The following is an 18,328-nucleotide window of genomic DNA, read 5'->3' on the forward strand; positions in this document are numbered from 1 at the left end:
GACGCTTCCTTCGTACTCACCCTCTCGGGCTTTCCTCCGGGCTTTCGTTCTTGCGTTTCCCACTCTATCAGAGTGTTTCGCGCTCCGCTTTCCGGTTCTTCGCTTTCGCGTTTTCCCCTTCCGGCGATTCCGACTCTATCAGAACCTTTCGGCCTGACTCCCAGTCAGCGGGATTTGCTGCGAGGGCCGTCGGCCCTTGCGGCGAGTGAGACATTAGCGGATTCCTTGCCCCCGAAGCCAATCGGCGGCCGCGTCCTGGGACGCGGATTCCTCATTCGCAAATACGCACGAAAAAGAGACGGCAGAGTGCGCCGTTCGTTCGAGTGCGTAGTGCGGGATGGCTGTCCGGGGACCGACCAAGGTCGGCGCTCACGTCGGACAACTCGAAGAACCTTACGGATCACGTACGGGTGTGTCAACTCAAGGACGGGCACCGTCCGAAGCACTAGTCTGGCGCCCATGACTTCGCATGCGCTCACGCTCAGCCTTCGCTGGTGGGCCGCCTGACGGCGGCCGACCTTCCACGCGAGCACGCATGCGCTCACGGCCGCCGCCTCGGCGGCCGTTTTCGTTTCTCCCCTCCCGGGAGTGGCCCGGTCGCCGGACGGCAGCGGCACCCACACCACACCGACCGGGACAGACAGGGAGACGGACATGGCGCGGATCTTCAGCGGGATCAAGCCGAGCGGCCATCTGACGCTGGGCAACTACCTGGGCGCCGTACGGCAGTGGGTCGCCGCCGAGCAGAAGCCGGACGACGCGCTGTTCTGCGTCGTGGACCTGCACGCCCTGACGATCGAGCACGATCCGGCGCGGGTGCGGCGGCTCAGCCGGCAGGCGGCGACGCTGCTGCTGGCCGCCGGGCTGGCGCCGGAGAAGTGCACCCTGTTCGTCCAGAGCCATGTGGACGAACACACCCGGCTGGCGTACCTGCTGGAGTGCACCGCGGCCGACGGGGAGCTGCGGCGGATGATCCAGTACAAGGAGAAGGCGGCACAGGCGCAGGCCGCCGGGGCCGGTGTGCGGCTGTCGCTGCTCACCTACCCCGTGCTGATGGCGGCGGACATCCTGGCGTACGCGGCCGACGAGGTGCCGGTCGGTGAGGACCAGCGGCAGCACGTGGAGCTGACGCGGGATCTGGCCGTCCGCTTCAACCAGCGGTACGGGCACACGTTCACGGTGCCGAAGGCGACGCTGCCGGCGGTGGCCGCGCGGGTCATGGACCTGCAGGACCCGCGGTCGAAGATGGGGAAGTCGATGGGCGGCGGGCCGGGTGTCGTGTACCTGCTCGACGAGCCGGAGGTGGTGCGCCGCAAGGTGATGCGGGCGGTGACCGACAGCGGGGAGGGCGGGGTGGTCTACGACCGGGAGACACGGCCCGGGGTCGCGAACCTGCTGGACGTGCTGGCCGCCTGCACCGGTGGGGATCCGGCGGTGCTCGCCGACGGGTACAGCGGGTACGGGGCACTGAAGCGGGACGTGGCCGAGGCGGTGGTGGAGGTGCTGCGGCCCGTGCAGCAGCGGCATGCCGGGCTGGCGGCCGATCCCGGGCTGGTGGAGGACGTGCTGCGGGAGGGGGCCGGGCGGGCCCGGGCCATGGCGCGGCCGATGGTGGACCGGGCGTACGAAGCGATCGGGCTGCTGGCTCCGTAGGGGCCGGCGCACGTCGGTCCTGCCGGGGATCCACCCGTGGGGGCGGGGTCCCCGGCAGGACCCGGCCGATCCCCGGCGGGGCCTGGCGGGTGGGGCGGGTCAGCCGGTGCCGGAGGCGAGTTCGCGGCTGCGGTCGCGGGCGGCTTCGAGGGCGGCGATGAGGGCGGCGCGGACGCCGTGGCGTTCGAGTTCGACGATGGCGTTGATGGTGGTGCCGGCGGGGGAGGTGACGGCCTCGCGCAGCTTGACGGGGTGTTCGCCGCTGTCGCGGAGCATCACGGCGGCGCCGATGGCGGCCTGGACGATGAGGTCGTGGGCCTGGGCGCGGGGCAGGCCGAGGAGGATGCCGGCGTCGGTCATCGCCTCGACGAGGAAGTAGAAGTAGGCGGGTCCGGAGCCGGACAGTGCGGTGGCGGCGTCCTGCTGGGACTCGGGGACGCGGAGGGTCTTGCCGACGCCGCCGAAAATCTCCTCGGCGTGGGCGAGGTGCTCGGCGGTGGCGTGGCTGCCGGCCGAGATGACGGACATGGCCTCGTCGACGAGGGCGGGGGTGTTCGTCATGACGCGGACGACGGGGGTGCCGGGGGCGAGCCGTTCCTCGAAGTAGGACGTGGGGATGCCGGCGGCGCCGCTGATGACGAGGCGGTCGGCGGGGACGTGCGGGGCGAGCTCTTCGAGGAGCCTGCCCATGTCCTGCGGCTTGACGGTGAGGATGAGGGTGTCGGCGCGCTTGGCGGCCTCGGCGTTGCTGACGGCCTCGACGCCGTAGCGGGCGCGGAGCTCCTCGGCGCGCTCGGAGCGGCGGGCGGTGACGAGGAGCTTCCCGGCGGGCCAGCCGCCGCGGATCATTCCGCTGAGCAGGGCCTCGCCGATCTTTCCGGTACCGAGGACTGCGACTGTCTGGGTCATGCGGTGTCACCTCGCCGAACTGGGTGCGCGTACGTGTGCTGCGTCCTCCTCATCCTTGCACTCGGGCGCGGGCATGGGGGCGGGTGTCCGCAGTACGGGCGGTCAGGGGGTGCGGCGGCGGAGGGTGGCCGCGCCGAGGACGAGGACGAGCAGGGCGCAGGCGGCGACGACGAGGGTGTCGCGGACGAAGTCGGCGGTCATGTCGGTGTGGGTGAGGACCTGGGTCATGCCGTCGACGGCGTAGGACATGGGCAGGACGTCGGAGATGCCTTCGAGGACCGGGTGCATGGTGCTGCGGGCGGCGAACAGGCCGCACAGCAGCAGCTGCGGGAAGATCACGGCCGGCATGAACTGGACGGCCTGGAACTCGGAGGCGGCGAAGGCGGAGACGAACAGGCCGAGGGCGGTGCCGAGGAGGGCGTCGAGGAGGGCGACGAGCAGGAGCAGCCAGGCGGAGCCGACGACGTCGAGGCCGAGGAGCCAGAGGGCGAGGCCGGTGGCGAGGAGGGACTGGACGACGGCGACGGTGCCGAAGGCGAGGGCGTACCCGGCGATCAGGTCGCCCTTGGCGAGCGGCATGGCGAGCAGGCGTTCGAGGGTGCCGGAGGTGCGTTCGCGCAGGGTGGCGATGGAGGTCACCAGGAACATGGTGATCAGCGGGAAGATCCCGAGGAGGGACGCGCCGATGCCGTCGAAGGTGCGGGGGCTGCCGTCGAAGACGAAGCGGAGCAAGGTCAGCATCAGGACGGGGACCAGCAGCATCAAGGCGATGGAGCGCGGGTCGTGGCGCAGCTGGCGCAGGACGCGGGCGGCGGTGGCGGTGGTGCGGGCGGCGTTCATCGGGGCTGCTCCTGGGCGGCGAGGGCGTTGGCCTCGTCGACGAGGCGGAGGAAGCCCTCCTCGACGGTGGCGGAGTGCGTACGGGCGCGCAGTGCGTCGGGGGTGTCCTGGGCGAGGATGCGGCCCTCGCGCATGAGGAGGAGGTCGTGGCAGCGTTCGGCCTCGTCCATGACGTGGGAGGAGACGAGGATCGTCGCGCCGCGGGTGGCGGTGAGCTCGTGGAAGAGGTTCCACAGGTCGCGGCGCAGGACGGGGTCGAGTCCGACGGTCGGTTCGTCGAGGACGAGGAGTTCGGGGGCGCCGAGCAGGGCGACGGCGAGGGAGACGCGGCTGCGCTGGCCGCCGGAGAGGTTGCCGGCGAGGGCGTCGGCGCAGCCGGTGAGGTCGACGTCGGCGATGGCCCGGGTGGCGGCGGCGCGGCGGCGGTCGGCGGCGGCGCCGCGGCCGGGGTCGAGGACGGCGGCGAAGTAGTCGAGGTTCTCCCGGACGGTGAGGTCGTCGTAGATGGAGGGGGCCTGGGTGACGTAGCCGATGCGGGAGCGGAGTTCGGGGTGGCCGGCGGGGCGGCCGAGGACGTCGAGGGTGCCGGTGACGTGGGCCTGGGTGCCGACGACGGCGCGCATGAGCGTGGATTTGCCGCAGCCGGAGGGGCCGAGGAGGCCGGTGATGCGGCCGCGGGGGACGTCGAAGGCGAGGGAGTCGAGGACGGTCCGGAGGGTGCGGCCGGTGCCGCGGCGGACGGTCAGGCCGTCGGCGTGGACGGCGGGGGTCGGGGCTGGGGTCGGGGCTGGGGCGGCCCCCTGCCCCTGGTTATTCATCATGCGATGAATAATGCTTCCGGGGGTGCCGGCCGTCAACAGGTCGGGCGCTGTGGCGGGAGGCGGGCCCCGGAGGTGGGCGCAGTGGGGGGTGGCTGCGGCGCCGGGCTGGTTCTTCGCCGGCTGCGGACCGGCTACTTCCTGCGCTTGGGGCGGCGCGCGGCCGGGTTGCCCGTACGGGCGCGGCGGCGGCGTTCGTACTCGGCGACGGCCCGTTCGTACTCGGCGCGGCGGAGCCGTTCGCCGGGGGCCTCGGAGAAGCAGCGCAGGAAGTACGCGATGAGGGAGCCGATGAAACCGATCATCTTCAGGCCCTTGAGCGAGGCCTCGTCGGAGGACGGGGCCGGGCGGCGGCTGAAGGACTCCCAGGTCTTGAGGAACGCGATGGCGCTGGCGATCGCGAAGAGGGCGACGACGGAGATGCTGAGGAACGGGCCGACGTTGCCGATCTCCAGGCCCTCGTAGGCCAGGCGCAGCAGGTAGGCGGCGGCGAAGGCCGTGACGAGCGAGCCCGCGCCGGCGGCGGCGCGGCGGAGGGCGTAGCCGCCGTCGTGCTCGACCCAGGTGGTGCCGAAGAACGGGATCGGCTCCGGCTGCGGGCCGGCGGGCGGGGCCGGGGGCGCCGCGTCGGGGGTCTGCTGCTGTTCGTCGCTCACACCGGCGATTATCCCCCGCGGCCGGCGGACGGCCCGGCGCGTCTCACGTTCCAGACGCACCGGGCCGCGGCGGCTCTGCCGCCGGTGTCAGCCGCAGGGGGAGGCGACGTAGCCGTCGCTGCCCGTCCTGACGTAGGCGTCGGAGACGAACTGGCCGTTGCCGATGCAGTCCCAGATGCGGGTGGTGCCGTACGGGCCGCTGACCATCTCGCCGTCCGTCTGGCAGCGGATCGTCACGGACGCGCCGTACGGGAGGACCTTGACGATCGAGTAGCCGGTGCCGGGGCCGCTGCGGACGTTCACCCGGTAGCCCGGCGCGACCGGGAAGGTCTGGAATCCGGACCCCGAGTCGAGGGCTTGGACTTGGCCGGATTCGTTCTCTGCGGACATGTGAAAACTCCCCCCTTTGGTGTTGCTCTGCGCAACTCGCGCAGGGTAGCAGGCCCTTGGAGATTCACACGGAGCATCGACTAGGCTCCGGCGGGGGTGGTGAGCAGTGCAGTCACTGCACGCGGACTACGTGGGCTTTCCGGAATACGCCGGCTCATACCGGCTCGAATCCGTGCTCGGATCCGGCGGCATGGGTGTCGTCCACCTGGCCACGTCCGGCTCCGGGCTGAAACTCGCCGTCAAGATCGTGCACCCCCAGCACGCGGTCGACCCGGAGTTCCGCGCCCGCTTCCGCCAGGAGGTCGCCGCCGCCCGGCGCGTCAGCGGGGCGTTCACCGCGCCCGTCGTCGACGCGGACCCCGACGCCGAGCGGCCCTGGATGGCCACCCTCTTCATCGACGCCCCCACGCTCGCCGAGCGCGTACGGGATAGGGTGCTGGACCCCGCCGAGCTGACCCGGCTCGCCGCCGGGCTGGCAGAGGCCCTGCGCGACATCCACCGGGCCGGGGTGGTGCACCGCGACCTGAAGCCCGGCAACGTCCTGATGGCCCCCGACGGGGTCCGCGTCATCGACTTCGGCATCTCCCGCCCCGCCGACAGCGATCTGCGCACCGAGACCGGGAAGCTGATCGGGACGCCGCCCTTCATGGCGCCCGAGCAGTTCCAGCGCCCCCGGGAGGTGGGCAGCGCCGCCGACGTGTTCGCGCTGGGCGCCGTGCTCGTGCACGCGGCCACCGGGCGGGGGCCCTTCGACTCCGACAGCCACTACCTCGTCGCGTACCAGGTGGTGCACGGCGAGCCCGACCTGACCGGGCTGCCGCCGCAGCTCGCGCCGATCGTGGCCCGCTGCCTGTCGAAGGACCCCGCCGAGCGGCCCACCGCCGATGCCCTGATCTCGGAGATGCGCGCCCTCGCGTACCCGACGGGCGAGGACACCCGGACCTTCGTCCCGCAGCCCCGGCGGCCCGCCTCCCCCACCACGGCGGACGCCGCGCGGCGCCGCGCCGAGGAGCCGACGCACCAGCGCGCGCAGATCCCCACCGGGTCCGCCGAGTCCGCCGGGTCCGCCGGGTCCGCCGAGGGCGCCGAGGCCGCTCCGGGTTCGGGCCGCGGCCGGCGCCGGACGCGGGCGGCTGTCGCCGCCGCGGTCGGGCTGCTGCTGGCGGGCGGGGCGGTGGGCACCGGCTGGTACCTGCGGGGCGACGACGGGGGCCCGCAGCAGCGCGCGGGCGGGGACGCGCAGTCGGCACGGGGCGCGCAGAAGCCGTTCGCGCCCTGGTCACGGGTGCTGGGCAGGCCGGGGACCGCGGAGGCGGGGCCGGCCGGGACCGCGCCGTCGGCCTGCTCTTGGGCGGACGGGACCCTGTACTGCTCCGGCTACGGGCTGGCCGCGGCCCGGCTGGACCCCGCCGACGGCGCGGTGGTCTGGTCCGTCCAGGCCTCCCCCGGCGCCGTCGAGACCGCTGCCCCGCTGCACGACGGCGGACTCGTCCTGACCACCTCGGCCGGCAGCCGTACGCTGCGGGCACTGGACCCGGCGACCGGGGCCGAGCGGTGGAAGCGGGTGCTGTTGGCCGGGTCGCGGGTCGTGCCCGCCGGGCCTCGGGTGATGATCGCACTGCCCGACGGCAAGGCGGTCTCCGTGGACGCGGCCACCGGGGTCGCGCAGTGGACCAAGCAGTTCGGCGGGGTGGGCTCGGTGTGGTGCGCTGACGGGACGCCGGCACAGCCGGACGGGGCTCGCGCGCTGTACGTGGCCACGCCCGCGGCGGACGGGAAGTCCACCCAGGTCTCGGAGGTCGACCCGGTCACGGGCTCGGTGCGCGCGCTGGCCCGGACGGCGGGCACGGCGGAACCGGTCGGCGTGGCCGGCGGCGGGCTGTTCCTGCTGGAGAACGACGCCGAGTCGATGGCCCGGTCGGTGCTGCGGGTGGACCTCGGCTCGCGGGCGGTGCGGTCGGTGCCGCTGTCGGCGCCGCTGCTCCAGGCGCAGGCGGCCGTCGCCGCCGACGGGACGGCGTACGTGTTCGGGGTGTCGGGAGCCCTGGCGGCGGTGGGCGCGCAGCGCGAGGAGTGGCGGCTGCAGACCGGTGTCACGGCGGCCTCGCGGCCCGTGCTGGGCGCCGACCGGCGGGTGTACCTGACGGCCGTCGACGGGCGGCTGCTCGCGGTGGACGGCACGGCCGGGCAGCTGGCGGGGCAGACGCAACCGCGGATGGGGGCGGGGCGGGGCACGTTCACGGCGACCCTGCCGGCGCCGGTCGCGGCCGACGGGCGGGTGTTCGCGACCGCGCCGGACGGCTCGGTCTTCGCCGTGGACGCCCGCGACCCGGCCGCCTGGTAGCCCCCCGGCCCGGCGCGGCCGGGGACTCCCGGGGCACCGCGCCGGGAGCGCGCCTCGGGCGTCGGCGGGCTGCATGGGCCGGACCCCGGCTCGCGCGGGGTGGGCCGGACCCCGCCCGGGGTGGTCGGGCGGGGGTGGCGGGGTGGGTCAGGCGAGCTTGGTGACGTCGCGGACCGCGCCCTTGTCGGCGCTCGTCGCCATCGCCGCGTAGGCGCGCAGGGCCGCGGAGACCTTGCGCTCGCGGTTCTTCGGGGCGTAGACGCCGCCGAGGGCCTCCCGGCGGGCGGCCAGGGTCGCGTCGTCGACCAGCAGGTCGATCGAGCGGTTCGGGATGTCGATGCGGATCCGGTCGCCGTCCTCGACCAGGGCGATGGTGCCGCCCGAGGCCGCCTCCGGGGAGGCGTGGCCGATGGACAGGCCGGAGGTGCCGCCGGAGAACCGGCCGTCGGTGATCAGGGCGCAGGCCTTGCCGAGGCCGCGGCCCTTGAGGAAGGAGGTCGGGTAGAGCATCTCCTGCATGCCGGGGCCGCCGCGCGGGCCCTCGTAGCGGATGACGACGACGTCGCCCTCCTTGACCTGCTTGGAGAGGATCTTGTCGACGGCCTCGTCCTGGGACTCGCAGACGACCGCCGGGCCCTCGAAGGTCCAGATGGACTCGTCGACGCCGGCGGTCTTCACGACGCAGCCGTCGACCGCGATGTTGCCCTTGAGGACGGCCAGCCCGCCGTCCTTGGAGTAGGCGTGCTCGACGGAGCGGATGCAGCCGTTCTCGGCGTCGAGGTCGAGGGACTCCCAGCGCTCGGACTGGGAGAAGGCCGTCGCGGAGCGCCTGCAGCCGGGGGCGGCGTGCCACAGCTCCACGGCTTCGGCGGTGGCGGTGCCGGAGCGGGCGTCCCACTTCGACAGCCAGTCGTCGAGGTTGGCCGAGTGGACCGTGGTGACGTCCTTGTTCAGCAGGCCGCCGCGGTGCAGTTCGCCGAGGATGGCGGGGATGCCGCCGGCGCGGTGCACGTCCTCCATGTAGTACGTGCCGCCGGGGGCGACGTTCGGGGCGACCTTCGCCAGGCAGGGGACGCGGCGCGAGACGGCGTCGATGTCCTTGAGGTCGTAGTCGAGGCCGGCCTCCTGGGCGGCGGCCAGCAGGTGCAGGATCGTGTTGGTGGAGCCGCCCATGGCGATGTCGAGGGCCATGGCGTTCTCGAAGGCCTCGCGGGTGGCGATGTTGCGGGGGAGGACGGACTCGTCGCCGTCCTCGTAGTACCGCTTGGTGATCTCCACGACCGTGCGGCCGGCCTCTTCGTAGAGGTTGCGGCGGGCGGTGTGGGTGGCGAGGACGGAGCCGTTGCCGGGCAGGGCCAGGCCGATGGCCTCGGCGAGGCAGTTCATCGAGTTGGCGGTGAACATGCCGGAACAGGAGCCGCAGGTCGGGCAGGCGTTCTCCTCGATGCGCAGGACGTCCTCGTCGGAGACGTTCTCGTTGACCGCGTCGACGATCGCGTTGATCAGGTCGAGCTTGCGGACGGTGCCGTCGACGAGGGTGGCCTGGCCGGCCTCCATCGGGCCGCCGGAGACGAAGACGACCGGGATGTTGAGGCGCATGGCGGCCATCAGCATGCCGGGGGTGATCTTGTCGCAGTTGGAGATGCAGATCAGGGCGTCGGCGCAGTGCGCCTCGACCATGTACTCGACGGAGTCGGCGATCAGGTCGCGGGACGGGAGCGAGTACAGCATGCCGCCGTGGCCCATGGCGATGCCGTCGTCGACGGCGATGGTGTTGAACTCGCGGGGGACGGCGCCGGCCGCGCGGATCGCGTCGGAGACGATCCGGCCGACGGGGGCGAGGTGGGTGTGGCCGGGGACGAACTCGGTGAAGGAGTTGGCGACGGCGACGATCGGCTTGCCGATGTCCTCGCTGGCTACGCCCGACGCACGCATGAGGGCGCGGGCGCCCGCCATGTTGCGGCCGTGGGTGACAGTGCGGGACCTCAGCTCGGGCATCGGGTTCACTCCCCATGAGTGCGGTGGCGCTCGCGCGCCCGCCGCGACTGTGGATATGGCTCGGTTACGAGGCTACGCCCCCGGCCCGGGATACGGACAGCTCGTCCGGATGGCGGGATGCGAGGGTCAGCCCTCGGTCAGGCCCGGGCCATGGGCCGGTCCGGCCCCGGTCAGGCCCCGGTCAGGTCCCGGTCAGGCCTCCGTGAGGTAGCGCTGGAGGGTGGGCGCGACCAGGGCGACGATCGCCTCCGGGTCGGCGGACGCGAGGGGCTCGACCTGGACGACGTACCGCAGGATCGCGATGCCGACCATGTGCGAGGCGGCCAGCTCGGCCCGGAAGGTGGGGTCGGGGACCTCGAGTTCGGCGGCGACCCGCTCCAGGACGCGGCGCAGGATCAGCCCGCGCAGGACCTTGGCCGCGGCCTCGTGGGTCAGGGCCGAGCGGATCACGGCGAGGAGCGGGGCGCGGGTGACCGGGTTCTCCCAGATGCCCAGGAAGTAGCGGGCCAGGCGCTCGCCGATGCCGTCGGGGCCCTCGCCGAGGATCGCGGGGACGACGAGGGCGGGCTCCATGCTGAGCTCGATCGCGGAGGCGAAGAGCTCGTCCTTGCTGCCGAAGTAGTGGTGGACCAGGGCCGGGTCGACGCCGGCGGCCTTGGCGACGCCGCGTACGGAGGTCTTGTCGTAGCCGCGGGCGGCGAACTCCGCGCGGGCGGCGAGGCGGATGCGCTCCTGGGTGCCGGGGCCGTCGTCGGCCTCGTCGTGGCGGGGCCGGCCGGGGCCGCGGCGGCGGGCGGGCCGGGCGGGCTGCGCTGGTTCGGTCATGGGCGGGGGGCCGGGGTGGTGGGGGCGGTGGCGAGGTGGAGGCGGGTGAAGGCCAGGGCCTCGGCCAGGTCGGCCTCGCGCTCCGCTGAGGACATGGCCCGGCGGGTGTTCACCTCGATGACGACGTGGCCGTCGAAGGAGTTCGCCGCCAGGCGTTCCAGCAGCTCGGCGCAGGGCTGGGAGCCGCGGCCGGGGACGAGGTGCTCGTCCTTGGCGGAGCCGTTGCCGTCGGCCAGGTGGACGTGCGCGAGGCGGTCGCCCATGCGGTCGACCATCTCCATCGCGTCCGTACGGGCGGTGGCGGTGTGGGACAGGTCGACGGTGAAGTGCCGGTAGTCGTCCTTGGTGACGTCCCACTCGGGGGCGTACGCGAGCATCTCGCGGTCGCGGTAGCGCCAGGGGTACATGTTCTCCACGGCGAAGCGGACGTCGGTCTCGTCGGCCATCCGTGCGATGCCGGTGACGAAGTCCCGGGCGTACTGGCGCTGCCAGCGAAAGGGCGGGTGCACGACGACGGTGCTCGCGCCGAGGCGTTCGGCGGCGGACCGGGCCCGCTGGAGCTTGGTCCACGGGTCGGTGGACCAGACGCGCTGGGTGATCAGGAGGCAGGGGGCGTGGACGGCCAGGACGGGGATGCCGTGGTAGTCGGAGAGGCGGCGCAGGGCCTCGATGTCCTGGCTGACGGGGTCCGTCCAGACCATGACCTCGACGCCGTCGTAGCCGAGGCGTGCGGCGATCTCGAAGGCGGTCGCCGTCGACTCCGGGTACACGGAGGCGGTGGAGAGGGCGACTTTCGCGGTCGGGATGCGGACGGGTTCTGCCACGGGGACAGGGTACCGAGGGCCCGGCCGGCCGGAAGGACTCCGGTCCGGGCCCGCAGCGCGCTGCCCCGGCCCGCCGCCCCGGTCCGCTGCCCCGGTCCGCCGCGGCCTGCGTCCTCCGGCGGGCGTCAGGCGTCAGGTGGGGAGGTGGTCCAGGCGGCGGAGGATGACGCCCTCGCGCAGGGCCCAGGGGCAGATTTCGAGATCGTCGACCCCGAAGAGGTCCATCGCGCCCTCGGCGACCAGCGCGCCGGCCAGCAGCTGCGCGGCGCGGCCCTCCGAGACCCCCGGCAGGGTCGACCGCTGCGCCACCGTCATCTCGGCCAGCTTCGGCACCCACTCCTCCAGCGCCTTGCGGGTCAGGTCCCGCTGGACGTAGAGGCCCTCCGCCGAGCGGGCCGCGCCCGCGATCCGGGCCAGCTGCTTGAACGTCTTGGAGGTGGCGACCACGTGGTCCGGCACCCCGAAGCGGCTGAATTCACCGACCGTGCGGGCGATCTGGGCCCGCACGTGCCGGCGCAGCGCGCGGATGTCGGCGGGGTCCGGCGGATCACCCGGGAGCCAGGTGGAGGTGAGGCGGCCGGCGCCGAGCGGCAGGGAGACGGCCGCGTCCGGGTCCTCGTCGATGCCGTACGCGATCTCCAGGGAGCCGCCGCCGATGTCGAGGACGAGGAGCTTGCCCGCCGACCAGCCGAACCAGCGGCGGACGGCGAGGAAGGTCAGCCGCGCCTCGTCCTCACCGCTGAGGATGGGCAGGTCGACGCCGGTGTCGGCCTTGACCCGGGCGAGGACCTCGTCGGCGTTGGCGGCCTCCCGTACGGCGCTGGTCGCGAACGGCAGCACGTCCTCGCAGCCCTTGTCCTCGGCGGCCTGCACGGCCCCGCCGATCACCGCCACGAGGCGCTCGATGCCGTCGGGGGTGACCGCGCCGCTCTCGTCGAGCAGCTGGGCCAGCCGCAGTTCCACCTTGTGCGAGTGCGCGGGCTGCGGGCGCGCGCCGGGGTGCGCGTCCACCACCAGCAGATGCACCGTGTTCGAACCCACGTCAAGGACACCGAGTCTCATACGAGGAAACGCTACTGTGCGGCGGGAGTATGGGTGGCGGTAGGGGCGCTTAGGCTTGGGTGTGTGCCACACACGAAGAAGGCCGACAAGTCCGAGACCAAGACGAAGATCAAGCCCAAGCCCAAGCCCAAGGCCAAGGCCAAGGCCAAGGCCGCCGAGCAGGCCGCGCCGGGCGCGCTCGCGGGCGACGAGAAGGGCCTCGACTTCCCCCGGGCCTGGGTGGAGTTCCCCGACCCCGCCGACGCCGAGCAGGTCTTCCGCTGCGACCTGACCTGGCTGACGTCCCGCTGGACGTGCATCTTCGGCAGCGGCTGCCAGGGCATCCAGGCGGGGCGGGCCAGCGACGGCTGCTGCACGCTGGGCGCGCACTTCTCCGACGAGGACGACGAGAAGCGGGTCGCCGGGCACGTGGCGCGGCTGTCCCCGGAGCTGTGGCAGTTCCACGACGTGGGCACCGAGTCGGGCTGGGTGCAGAAGGACGAGGACGGCGAGCGGCAGACCCGCCGGTGGGAGGGTGCGTGCATCTTCCTGAACCGGCCCGGCTTCCCGGCCGGCGCCGGGTGCTCGCTGCACATCCTCGCCCTGCGCGAGGGGCGCGAGCCGCTGGAGACCAAGCCGGACGTGTGCTGGCAGCTGCCGATCCGGCGGACGTACGAGTGGATCGACCGGCCCGACGACACCCGGGTGCTCCAGGTGTCGATCGGCGAGTACGACCGGCGAGGCTGGGGCCCGGGCGGGCACGACCTGCACTGGTGGTGCACGTCGGCGACGTCGGCGCACGGCGCGGGCGAGCCGGTGTACGTGTCGTACCGGGCCGAGCTGACGGAGCTCATGGGCAAGGAGGGGTACGCGGAGCTCGTGAAGCACTGCGAGGCGCGGCTGGCCTCCCTGCTGCCGATGGCCCCGCACCCCGCCGACCCGGTGTAGGCCGGGGCCGGCGGGCGGACGCCGGCGGGCGGTACGCCGCCAGGGGTTACGTCTGGGGCTGGGGCGTTCACCGGGCCCGGGGCGGCTCGTCCTGCCCGCTCTCCGGGTTGCCCAGCTGCTCCTTCAGCTTCTGCTGGGCCGTGTCGACCTGGCTCGAGTACTTGCCCCGGGTCTTCTCGTCGACGAAGTCCCCGGCCTTGTCCATGCCCTGCGCGGCCTGGCGCTCATGGCCCTTCAGCATCTGCTTGAGCTTGTCCAGCATGCTCATTCCGGCCTCCTCGGCCTCGGGGGTCCCGACCTCTCCAGGGTCTCCAGGGTGATCCTTCCGTGCATCTTGTGGGTGGTGTGCCCTGCTTACGGGGAGGGGTCGGCGGGGGTGCCCGGGGTCGGGGAAACCGTTCCGCCGGGGCCGGGGCCGGGGGCGGATGCCGACGCGCTCGGGGTGGGCGTGGGGGTCGGCGTCGGGGAGCCCGTCGGATCGGGCGTGGGTATCGGGGTCGGGGTCGGGGTGGGGGCGGGTGCGGGGCGGCCGCGGCCCCGGATCGAGACCACGGCCCCGCCCGGGTCCACGGCGACCCGGGCCGCCCAGGGGCCCGCGGGCTCGGCGTCGGGGTCGACGGTGATGTGCAGGGTGACCGATTCTCCGGGGGCCAGGGTGCCCGCGGTCCGGCTCGCCCGCAGCCAGGGCGCGTCGGAGCGGAGCTGCCAGTCTGCCGGGGCCCCGCCGGACGCGGTGAGGGTGAGCACGGTGGCCCCGCCCTGCGGGGCGGCGGCGACGGTGAGCCGGCCGGGGGCGCCCGGCCCGGCGGGGGCGGGGGGCGGCCCGGTGCTGATCACCGCCACGGAGACGTCCCGGCCGGGGCCGGAGGTGCCGGGGGTGCCGGTGGTGCGGGCGGTGAGGCCGGCTCCGGCGTTCTCGTACACCCGCATCGGGCCGCCGCCCTGGTGGGGCGACGGGATCTCGGACTGGCTCGCCGAGATCCGGCCGGATGGGGCGCCCGCGGGCTCGCCGGTGCCGGGCGCCCCGCGGTAGCCCGCCCACAGCGCCAGGACCGGCGCCGCGACGACGGTGGCGACGACGGCGGCGGTCACCGCGCGGGCGCGCAGCCGGTCGCGGCGGGCGGCCCGGTCCCGGGGGTCCACGGGGAAGCCGGTGCGGTTGAAGCGGGGGACGGCGGGGCGGCGGCCGCGGCCGGTGCGCTGCATGGCCGCGTGGACGGCGGTCCGGGGCGCCTGGACCAGCGGGAGGGCGGCGTCGATGCCGCAGGAGCCGGGCCAGGGGGCGGCGGCGCCCGCGCGTTCGGCGGCGCGGCGGCAGCGCGGGCAGTCGTCGACGTGGCGGACGAGCTCGGCGCGCAGGGTGGTGGACAGCAGGAGCTGTCCGTCGCCGGTGAGCCGGGACACCGACGGGCAGCCGCCGGTCTCGACGGCGGCGAGGGCGGCCCGGGTGCGTTCGACCTCGCAGGCAGCCCCGGCGAGGAGCTCGCGGGCGGTGGCGGGGGGCGTGCCGAGGACGGCGGCGAGTTCGGGGACGCCGAGGCGGTGGCGGACGGCCAGTTCGAGGGCCTCGCGCTGTTCGGGTGTGGTGCCGGCGGCCTCGGGCCAGGCGAGGCGGGCGAGCTCGGTGCGCCGGTGCGCGCTCACGTCGAGAGAGCGGTGCGCCTCCGGCGCATGCTCGGCGCCGGCGTGCTCCGGCGCGCACCGGGCGGAATGCGCCCCCGGGCGCCCGCGCCGCTGCTCGGTCATGCGGCACAGGCAGGCCCAGCGGGCGAGGGCGTACAGCCAGGCCCGGCGGCCGCCCTCGTCGGGGCAGCGGCCGGGGTGCCGCTCGGCGACGGTGAGGACCTCGGCGAGTACGTCGGTGGCGGTGTCGTGGTCGCACAGGACCGACAGGCAGTACGTGAACAGGCCGTCCAGATACGGCTCGTGCCGGAAGGACGGCGTCTGCTCTGCGGCGGCGCCTTCACGGGGCGTGCGCCCGTGCGCCGGTTGTGCGCCGGTACACCGGGCGGGGCTCTCCTCGTTGTTGCTGTCCACCCTGGCGAAGGTAGGCGGCCGCCCGCCGAGGGCCGTGAAGCCTTTGGCTGTTTTAGCCCTTATGGGTGACGGGATCGAACAAGCGCTGACCGCGGCCCTGACGCCGGGCGCGGGCGGCGCCGTCGGCCGGGCCCCGGCGGGGGCTTCGGCGGGGGATGTCGGCGGGGGCGGATACCGTGGGCCGCATGGCTGCCCGTACATCCCGCTCATCCGCCAAGGACCGGCCCTCCTACCGCTGCACCGAGTGCGGCTGGACCACCGCGAAGTGGCTCGGCCGCTGCCCCGAATGCCAGGCCTGGGGCACCGTCGAGGAGATGGGCGCACCCGCCGTGCGCACCACCGCGGCCGGCCGCGTCACGGCGGCCGCGCTGCCGATCGCGCAGGTCGACGGCCGGACGGCGACCGCCCGCAGCACGGGCGTGGACGAGCTGGACCGGGTCCTCGGCGGCGGGCTGGTGCCCGGAGCGGTGGTCCTGCTGGCTGGCGAGCCGGGTGTCGGCAAGTCCACGCTGCTGCTGGACGTCGCGGCCAAGGCGGCCAGCGGGACCCACCGCACCCTGTACGTCACCGGTGAGGAGTCGGCGAGCCAGGTGCGGCTGCGGGCCGACCGGATCGGGGCCCTCAACGACCACCTGTACCTGGCCGCGGAGACCGACCTGTCGGCCGTGCTGGGCCACCTCGACGCCGTGCAGCCCTCGCTGCTGGTCCTGGACTCCGTACAGACCGTGGCCTCCCCGGAGATCGACGGTGCGCCCGGCGGCATGGCCCAGGTGCGGGAGGTCGCCGGGGCGCTGATCCGGGCGTCCAAGGAGCGGGGGATGGCGACGCTGCTGGTCGGGCACGTCACCAAGGACGGTGCGATCGCCGGCCCGCGGCTGCTGGAGCACCTGGTGGACGTGGTCCTCGGCTTCGAGGGCGACCGGCACGCCCGGCTGCGCCTCGTCCGCGGTGTGAAGAACCGGTACGGGGCCACCGACGAGGTGGGCTGCTTCGAGCTGCACGACGAGGGGATCACCGGGCTCGCCGACCCCAGCGGGCTGTTCCTGACCCGGCGTGCGGAGGCGGTCCCGGGCACCTGCCTGACCGTGACCCTGGAGGGCAAGCGGCCGCTGGTCGCCGAGGTGCAGGCGCTCACCGTGGACTCGCAGATCCCCTCGCCGCGGCGGACCACGTCGGGCCTGGAGACCTCCCGGGTGTCGATGATGCTGGCGGTGCTGGAGCAGCGCGGCCGGATCACCGCGCTGGGCAAGCGCGACATCTACAGCGCGACCGTGGGCGGGGTGAAGCTCACCGAGCCGGCCGCCGACCTGGCCGTCGCGCTGGCGCTGGCCTCCGCCGCGAGCGACGTCCCGCTGCCGAAGAACCTGGTGGCGATCGGGGAGGTCGGCCTCGCCGGCGAGGTGCGGCGGGTGACCGGTGTGCAGCGGCGCCTGGCCGAGGCGCACCGGCTCGGTTTCACGCACGCGCTGGTGCCGGTCGACCCGGGGAAGGTGCCGGCCGGGATGAAGGTGACGGAGGTCGCCGACATCGGCGACGCGCTGCGGGTCCTGCCCCGCCGGCGGTCCCGTGAGGCGGCCCGCGAGACGCCGCGTGAGGCGGCCCGCGAGACGGCCCGCGGGTAGCCTCCTGGCGGTCCGCGGCCGGGCCGGTACGGGGTCCCCCGCGGGTGCACCTTGCCAAGCCACGACGGGCGCGCAGCACGCGCCGGTAGACTTTGTGCTGGCCCGCCCGGCCCACGCAGGCGGCGCAACCCGCGACCGGAGGAGTGCAGTGGCAGCCAAGGACGGGGCAGCAGCATCCGGGAAGTCGGGCGCGAGCTCCAGGCAGGAGTCCATGATGCGTGCCTCGCTGAGCGCGGTCGCACCTGGTCAGCCCCTGCGCGACGGCCTGGAGAGGATCGTCCGCGGCAACACCGGCGGCCTCATCGTCCTCGGGATGGACAAGACCGTCGAGGCGATGTGCACGGGCGGTTTCGTGCTGGACGTGGAGTTCACCGCGACCCGGCTGCGCGAGCTGTGCAAGCTGGACGGCGCGCTCATCCTGGACAAGGACCTGACGAAGATCCTGCGGGCCGGCGTGCAGCTGGTTCCGGACGCGTCGATCCCGACGGAGGAGACCGGCACCCGGCACCGCACGGCGGACCGCGTCTCGAAGCAGTGCGGCTTCCCCGTGGTGTCCGTCTCGCAGTCGATGCGGCTGATCGCGCTGTACGTGAACGGGGAGCGCCGCGTGCTGGAGGAGTCGGGGGCGATCCTGTCCCGGGCGAACCAGGCGCTGGCCACGCTGGAGCGGTACAAGCTGCGGCTCGACGAGGTCGCCGGGACGCTGTCGGCGCTGGAGATCGAGGACCTGGTCACGGTGCGCGACGTCACGGCGGTGGCGCAGCGGCTGGAAATGGTTCGCCGGATCGCGACGGAAATCGCGGAATACGTGGTCGAGCTGGGCACGGACGGGCGGCTGCTGTCGCTCCAGCTGGACGAGCTGACGGTCGGTATCGAGCAGGAGCGGGAGCTCGTGATCCGCGACTACGTGCCGGAGCCGACGGCGAAGCGGTCGCGGACGGTGGAGGAGGCGCTGCCGGCGCTGGACGCCCTGACCCATCCGGAGCTGCTGGAGCTGGGCAACGTGGCGAAGGCGCTGGGGTACACGGGCTCGCCGGAGACCCTGGACTCGGCGGTGTCGCCGCGGGGCTACCGGCTGCTGGCGAAGGTGCCCCGGCTGCCGGGGGCGATCATCGAGCGGCTGGTGGAGCACTTCGGCGGGCTGCAGAAGCTGCTGGCGGCCAGCGTCGACGACCTCCAGACGGTCGACGGGGTGGGCGAGGCCCGGGCGCGGAGCGTCCGCGAGGGCCTGTCCCGGCTGGCGGAGTCCTCGATCCTGGAGCGGTACGTCTGAGGCGGTGACGCCGACGGACGGGAAAGAAGGGGTGGGGGGGGGGGGGGGGGGGGGGGGGGGCGACCCCCCCTTCCGCTGTTCTTGGTTCCTCGGCGGGGGGGGGGGGCTTCTCTTTCGTTGGGAAGGGGGGGTGGGGGGGGGGAATGGGAT

General features: G+C 74.1%; 16 protein-coding genes. 5 read left to right on the forward strand and 11 right to left on the reverse strand.

What is annotated here, in order from left to right; all coding sequences use genetic code 11:
* The first annotated feature begins 654 nt into the window (after nucleotides 1-654).
* Nucleotides 655-1,653 (forward strand): tryptophan--tRNA ligase, encoded by a 999-nt coding sequence (gene trpS, locus AC068A_RS35785; RefSeq protein ID WP_478590478.1) that lies wholly within the window; start codon nucleotides 655-657, stop codon nucleotides 1,651-1,653.
* Between the two features lie 99 nt (nucleotides 1,654-1,752).
* On the opposite strand, the gene proC is transcribed toward trpS, so the two are convergent.
* The 5 genes from proC to AC068A_RS35810 form a co-directional block, all read right to left on the reverse strand.
* Nucleotides 1,753-2,562, reverse strand: coding sequence for a pyrroline-5-carboxylate reductase (gene proC / locus AC068A_RS35790; protein WP_478590479.1), 810 nt, complete (start codon nucleotides 2,560-2,562; stop codon nucleotides 1,753-1,755).
* Nucleotides 2,563-2,664: 102 nt separating this feature from the next.
* Nucleotides 2,665-3,402, reverse strand: coding sequence for an ABC transporter permease (locus AC068A_RS35795; RefSeq protein ID WP_478590480.1), 738 nt, complete (start codon nucleotides 3,400-3,402; stop codon nucleotides 2,665-2,667).
* The gene (locus AC068A_RS35800) at nucleotides 3,399-4,223 is read right to left on the reverse strand and encodes an ABC transporter ATP-binding protein (protein WP_478590481.1); all 825 of its coding nucleotides are present in this window, start codon (nucleotides 4,221-4,223) and stop codon (nucleotides 3,399-3,401) included. Before AC068A_RS35800 ends, AC068A_RS35795 begins: the two co-directional genes overlap by 4 nt.
* A gap of 131 nt (nucleotides 4,224-4,354) precedes the next feature.
* Complete coding sequence (locus tag AC068A_RS35805) at nucleotides 4,355-4,876, reverse strand: hypothetical protein (protein WP_478590482.1); 522 nt, start codon at nucleotides 4,874-4,876, stop codon at nucleotides 4,355-4,357.
* Nucleotides 4,877-4,963: 87 nt separating this feature from the next.
* The gene (locus AC068A_RS35810) at nucleotides 4,964-5,266 is read right to left on the reverse strand and encodes an SH3 domain-containing protein (RefSeq protein WP_478590483.1); all 303 of its coding nucleotides are present in this window, start codon (nucleotides 5,264-5,266) and stop codon (nucleotides 4,964-4,966) included.
* Between the two features lie 106 nt (nucleotides 5,267-5,372).
* Here AC068A_RS35810 and AC068A_RS35815 point away from each other — a divergent pair, with 106 nt between their 5' ends.
* Complete coding sequence (locus AC068A_RS35815; protein WP_478590484.1) at nucleotides 5,373-7,610, forward strand: protein kinase domain-containing protein; 2,238 nt, start codon at nucleotides 5,373-5,375, stop codon at nucleotides 7,608-7,610.
* A gap of 147 nt (nucleotides 7,611-7,757) precedes the next feature.
* Here AC068A_RS35815 and ilvD read toward each other — a convergent pair whose 3' ends face one another.
* The 4 genes from ilvD to AC068A_RS35835 all read right to left on the reverse strand — a co-directional run bounded on the left by ilvD (nucleotide 7,758) and on the right by AC068A_RS35835 (nucleotide 12,319).
* Nucleotides 7,758-9,608 carry a dihydroxy-acid dehydratase gene (gene ilvD / locus AC068A_RS35820; protein WP_478590485.1) on the reverse strand — a complete coding sequence of 617 codons (1,851 nt, stop codon included), beginning with the start codon at nucleotides 9,606-9,608 and terminating at the stop codon, nucleotides 7,758-7,760.
* A gap of 192 nt (nucleotides 9,609-9,800) precedes the next feature.
* On the reverse strand, nucleotides 9,801-10,433 hold the full coding sequence (locus tag AC068A_RS35825; protein ID WP_478590486.1) for a TetR/AcrR family transcriptional regulator: 633 nt from the start codon (nucleotides 10,431-10,433) through the stop codon (nucleotides 9,801-9,803).
* On the reverse strand, nucleotides 10,430-11,257 hold the full coding sequence (locus tag AC068A_RS35830) for a sugar phosphate isomerase/epimerase family protein (RefSeq protein ID WP_478590487.1): 828 nt from the start codon (nucleotides 11,255-11,257) through the stop codon (nucleotides 10,430-10,432). Before AC068A_RS35830 ends, AC068A_RS35825 begins: the two co-directional genes overlap by 4 nt.
* A gap of 132 nt (nucleotides 11,258-11,389) precedes the next feature.
* A complete protein-coding gene (locus tag AC068A_RS35835; RefSeq protein ID WP_478590488.1) occupies nucleotides 11,390-12,319 on the reverse strand; it encodes a Ppx/GppA family phosphatase in 930 nt (309 codons plus the stop codon).
* Between the two features lie 63 nt (nucleotides 12,320-12,382).
* On the opposite strand from AC068A_RS35835, the gene AC068A_RS35840 reads away from it, so the two are divergent.
* Nucleotides 12,383-13,246 carry a DUF3109 family protein gene (locus AC068A_RS35840; RefSeq protein WP_478590489.1) on the forward strand — a complete coding sequence of 288 codons (864 nt, stop codon included), beginning with the start codon at nucleotides 12,383-12,385 and terminating at the stop codon, nucleotides 13,244-13,246.
* Between the two features lie 67 nt (nucleotides 13,247-13,313).
* Here AC068A_RS35840 and AC068A_RS35845 read toward each other — a convergent pair whose 3' ends face one another.
* Both AC068A_RS35845 and AC068A_RS35850 read right to left on the reverse strand, forming a co-directional pair.
* Entirely contained in the window at nucleotides 13,314-13,514 is a 201-nt protein-coding gene (locus tag AC068A_RS35845) for an antitoxin (RefSeq protein WP_478590490.1), read from the reverse strand.
* A gap of 86 nt (nucleotides 13,515-13,600) precedes the next feature.
* Nucleotides 13,601-15,283, reverse strand: a complete 1,683-nt coding sequence (locus AC068A_RS35850) for a BACON domain-containing protein (protein ID WP_478590491.1) — start codon at nucleotides 15,281-15,283, stop codon at nucleotides 13,601-13,603.
* Nucleotides 15,284-15,468: 185 nt separating this feature from the next.
* Here AC068A_RS35850 and radA point away from each other — a divergent pair, with 185 nt between their 5' ends.
* Nucleotides 15,469-16,905, forward strand: a complete 1,437-nt coding sequence (gene radA / locus AC068A_RS35855) for a DNA repair protein RadA (protein ID WP_478590492.1) — start codon at nucleotides 15,469-15,471, stop codon at nucleotides 16,903-16,905.
* 148 nt (nucleotides 16,906-17,053) lie between these two features.
* Nucleotides 17,054-18,178, forward strand: coding sequence for a DNA integrity scanning diadenylate cyclase DisA (gene disA, locus AC068A_RS35860; RefSeq protein WP_478590493.1), 1,125 nt, complete (start codon nucleotides 17,054-17,056; stop codon nucleotides 18,176-18,178).
* The last annotated feature ends 150 nt before the right edge of the window (nucleotides 18,179-18,328 follow it).

The sequence above is a fragment of the Streptomyces sp. NPDC043854 genome (genome assembly GCF_056436005.1).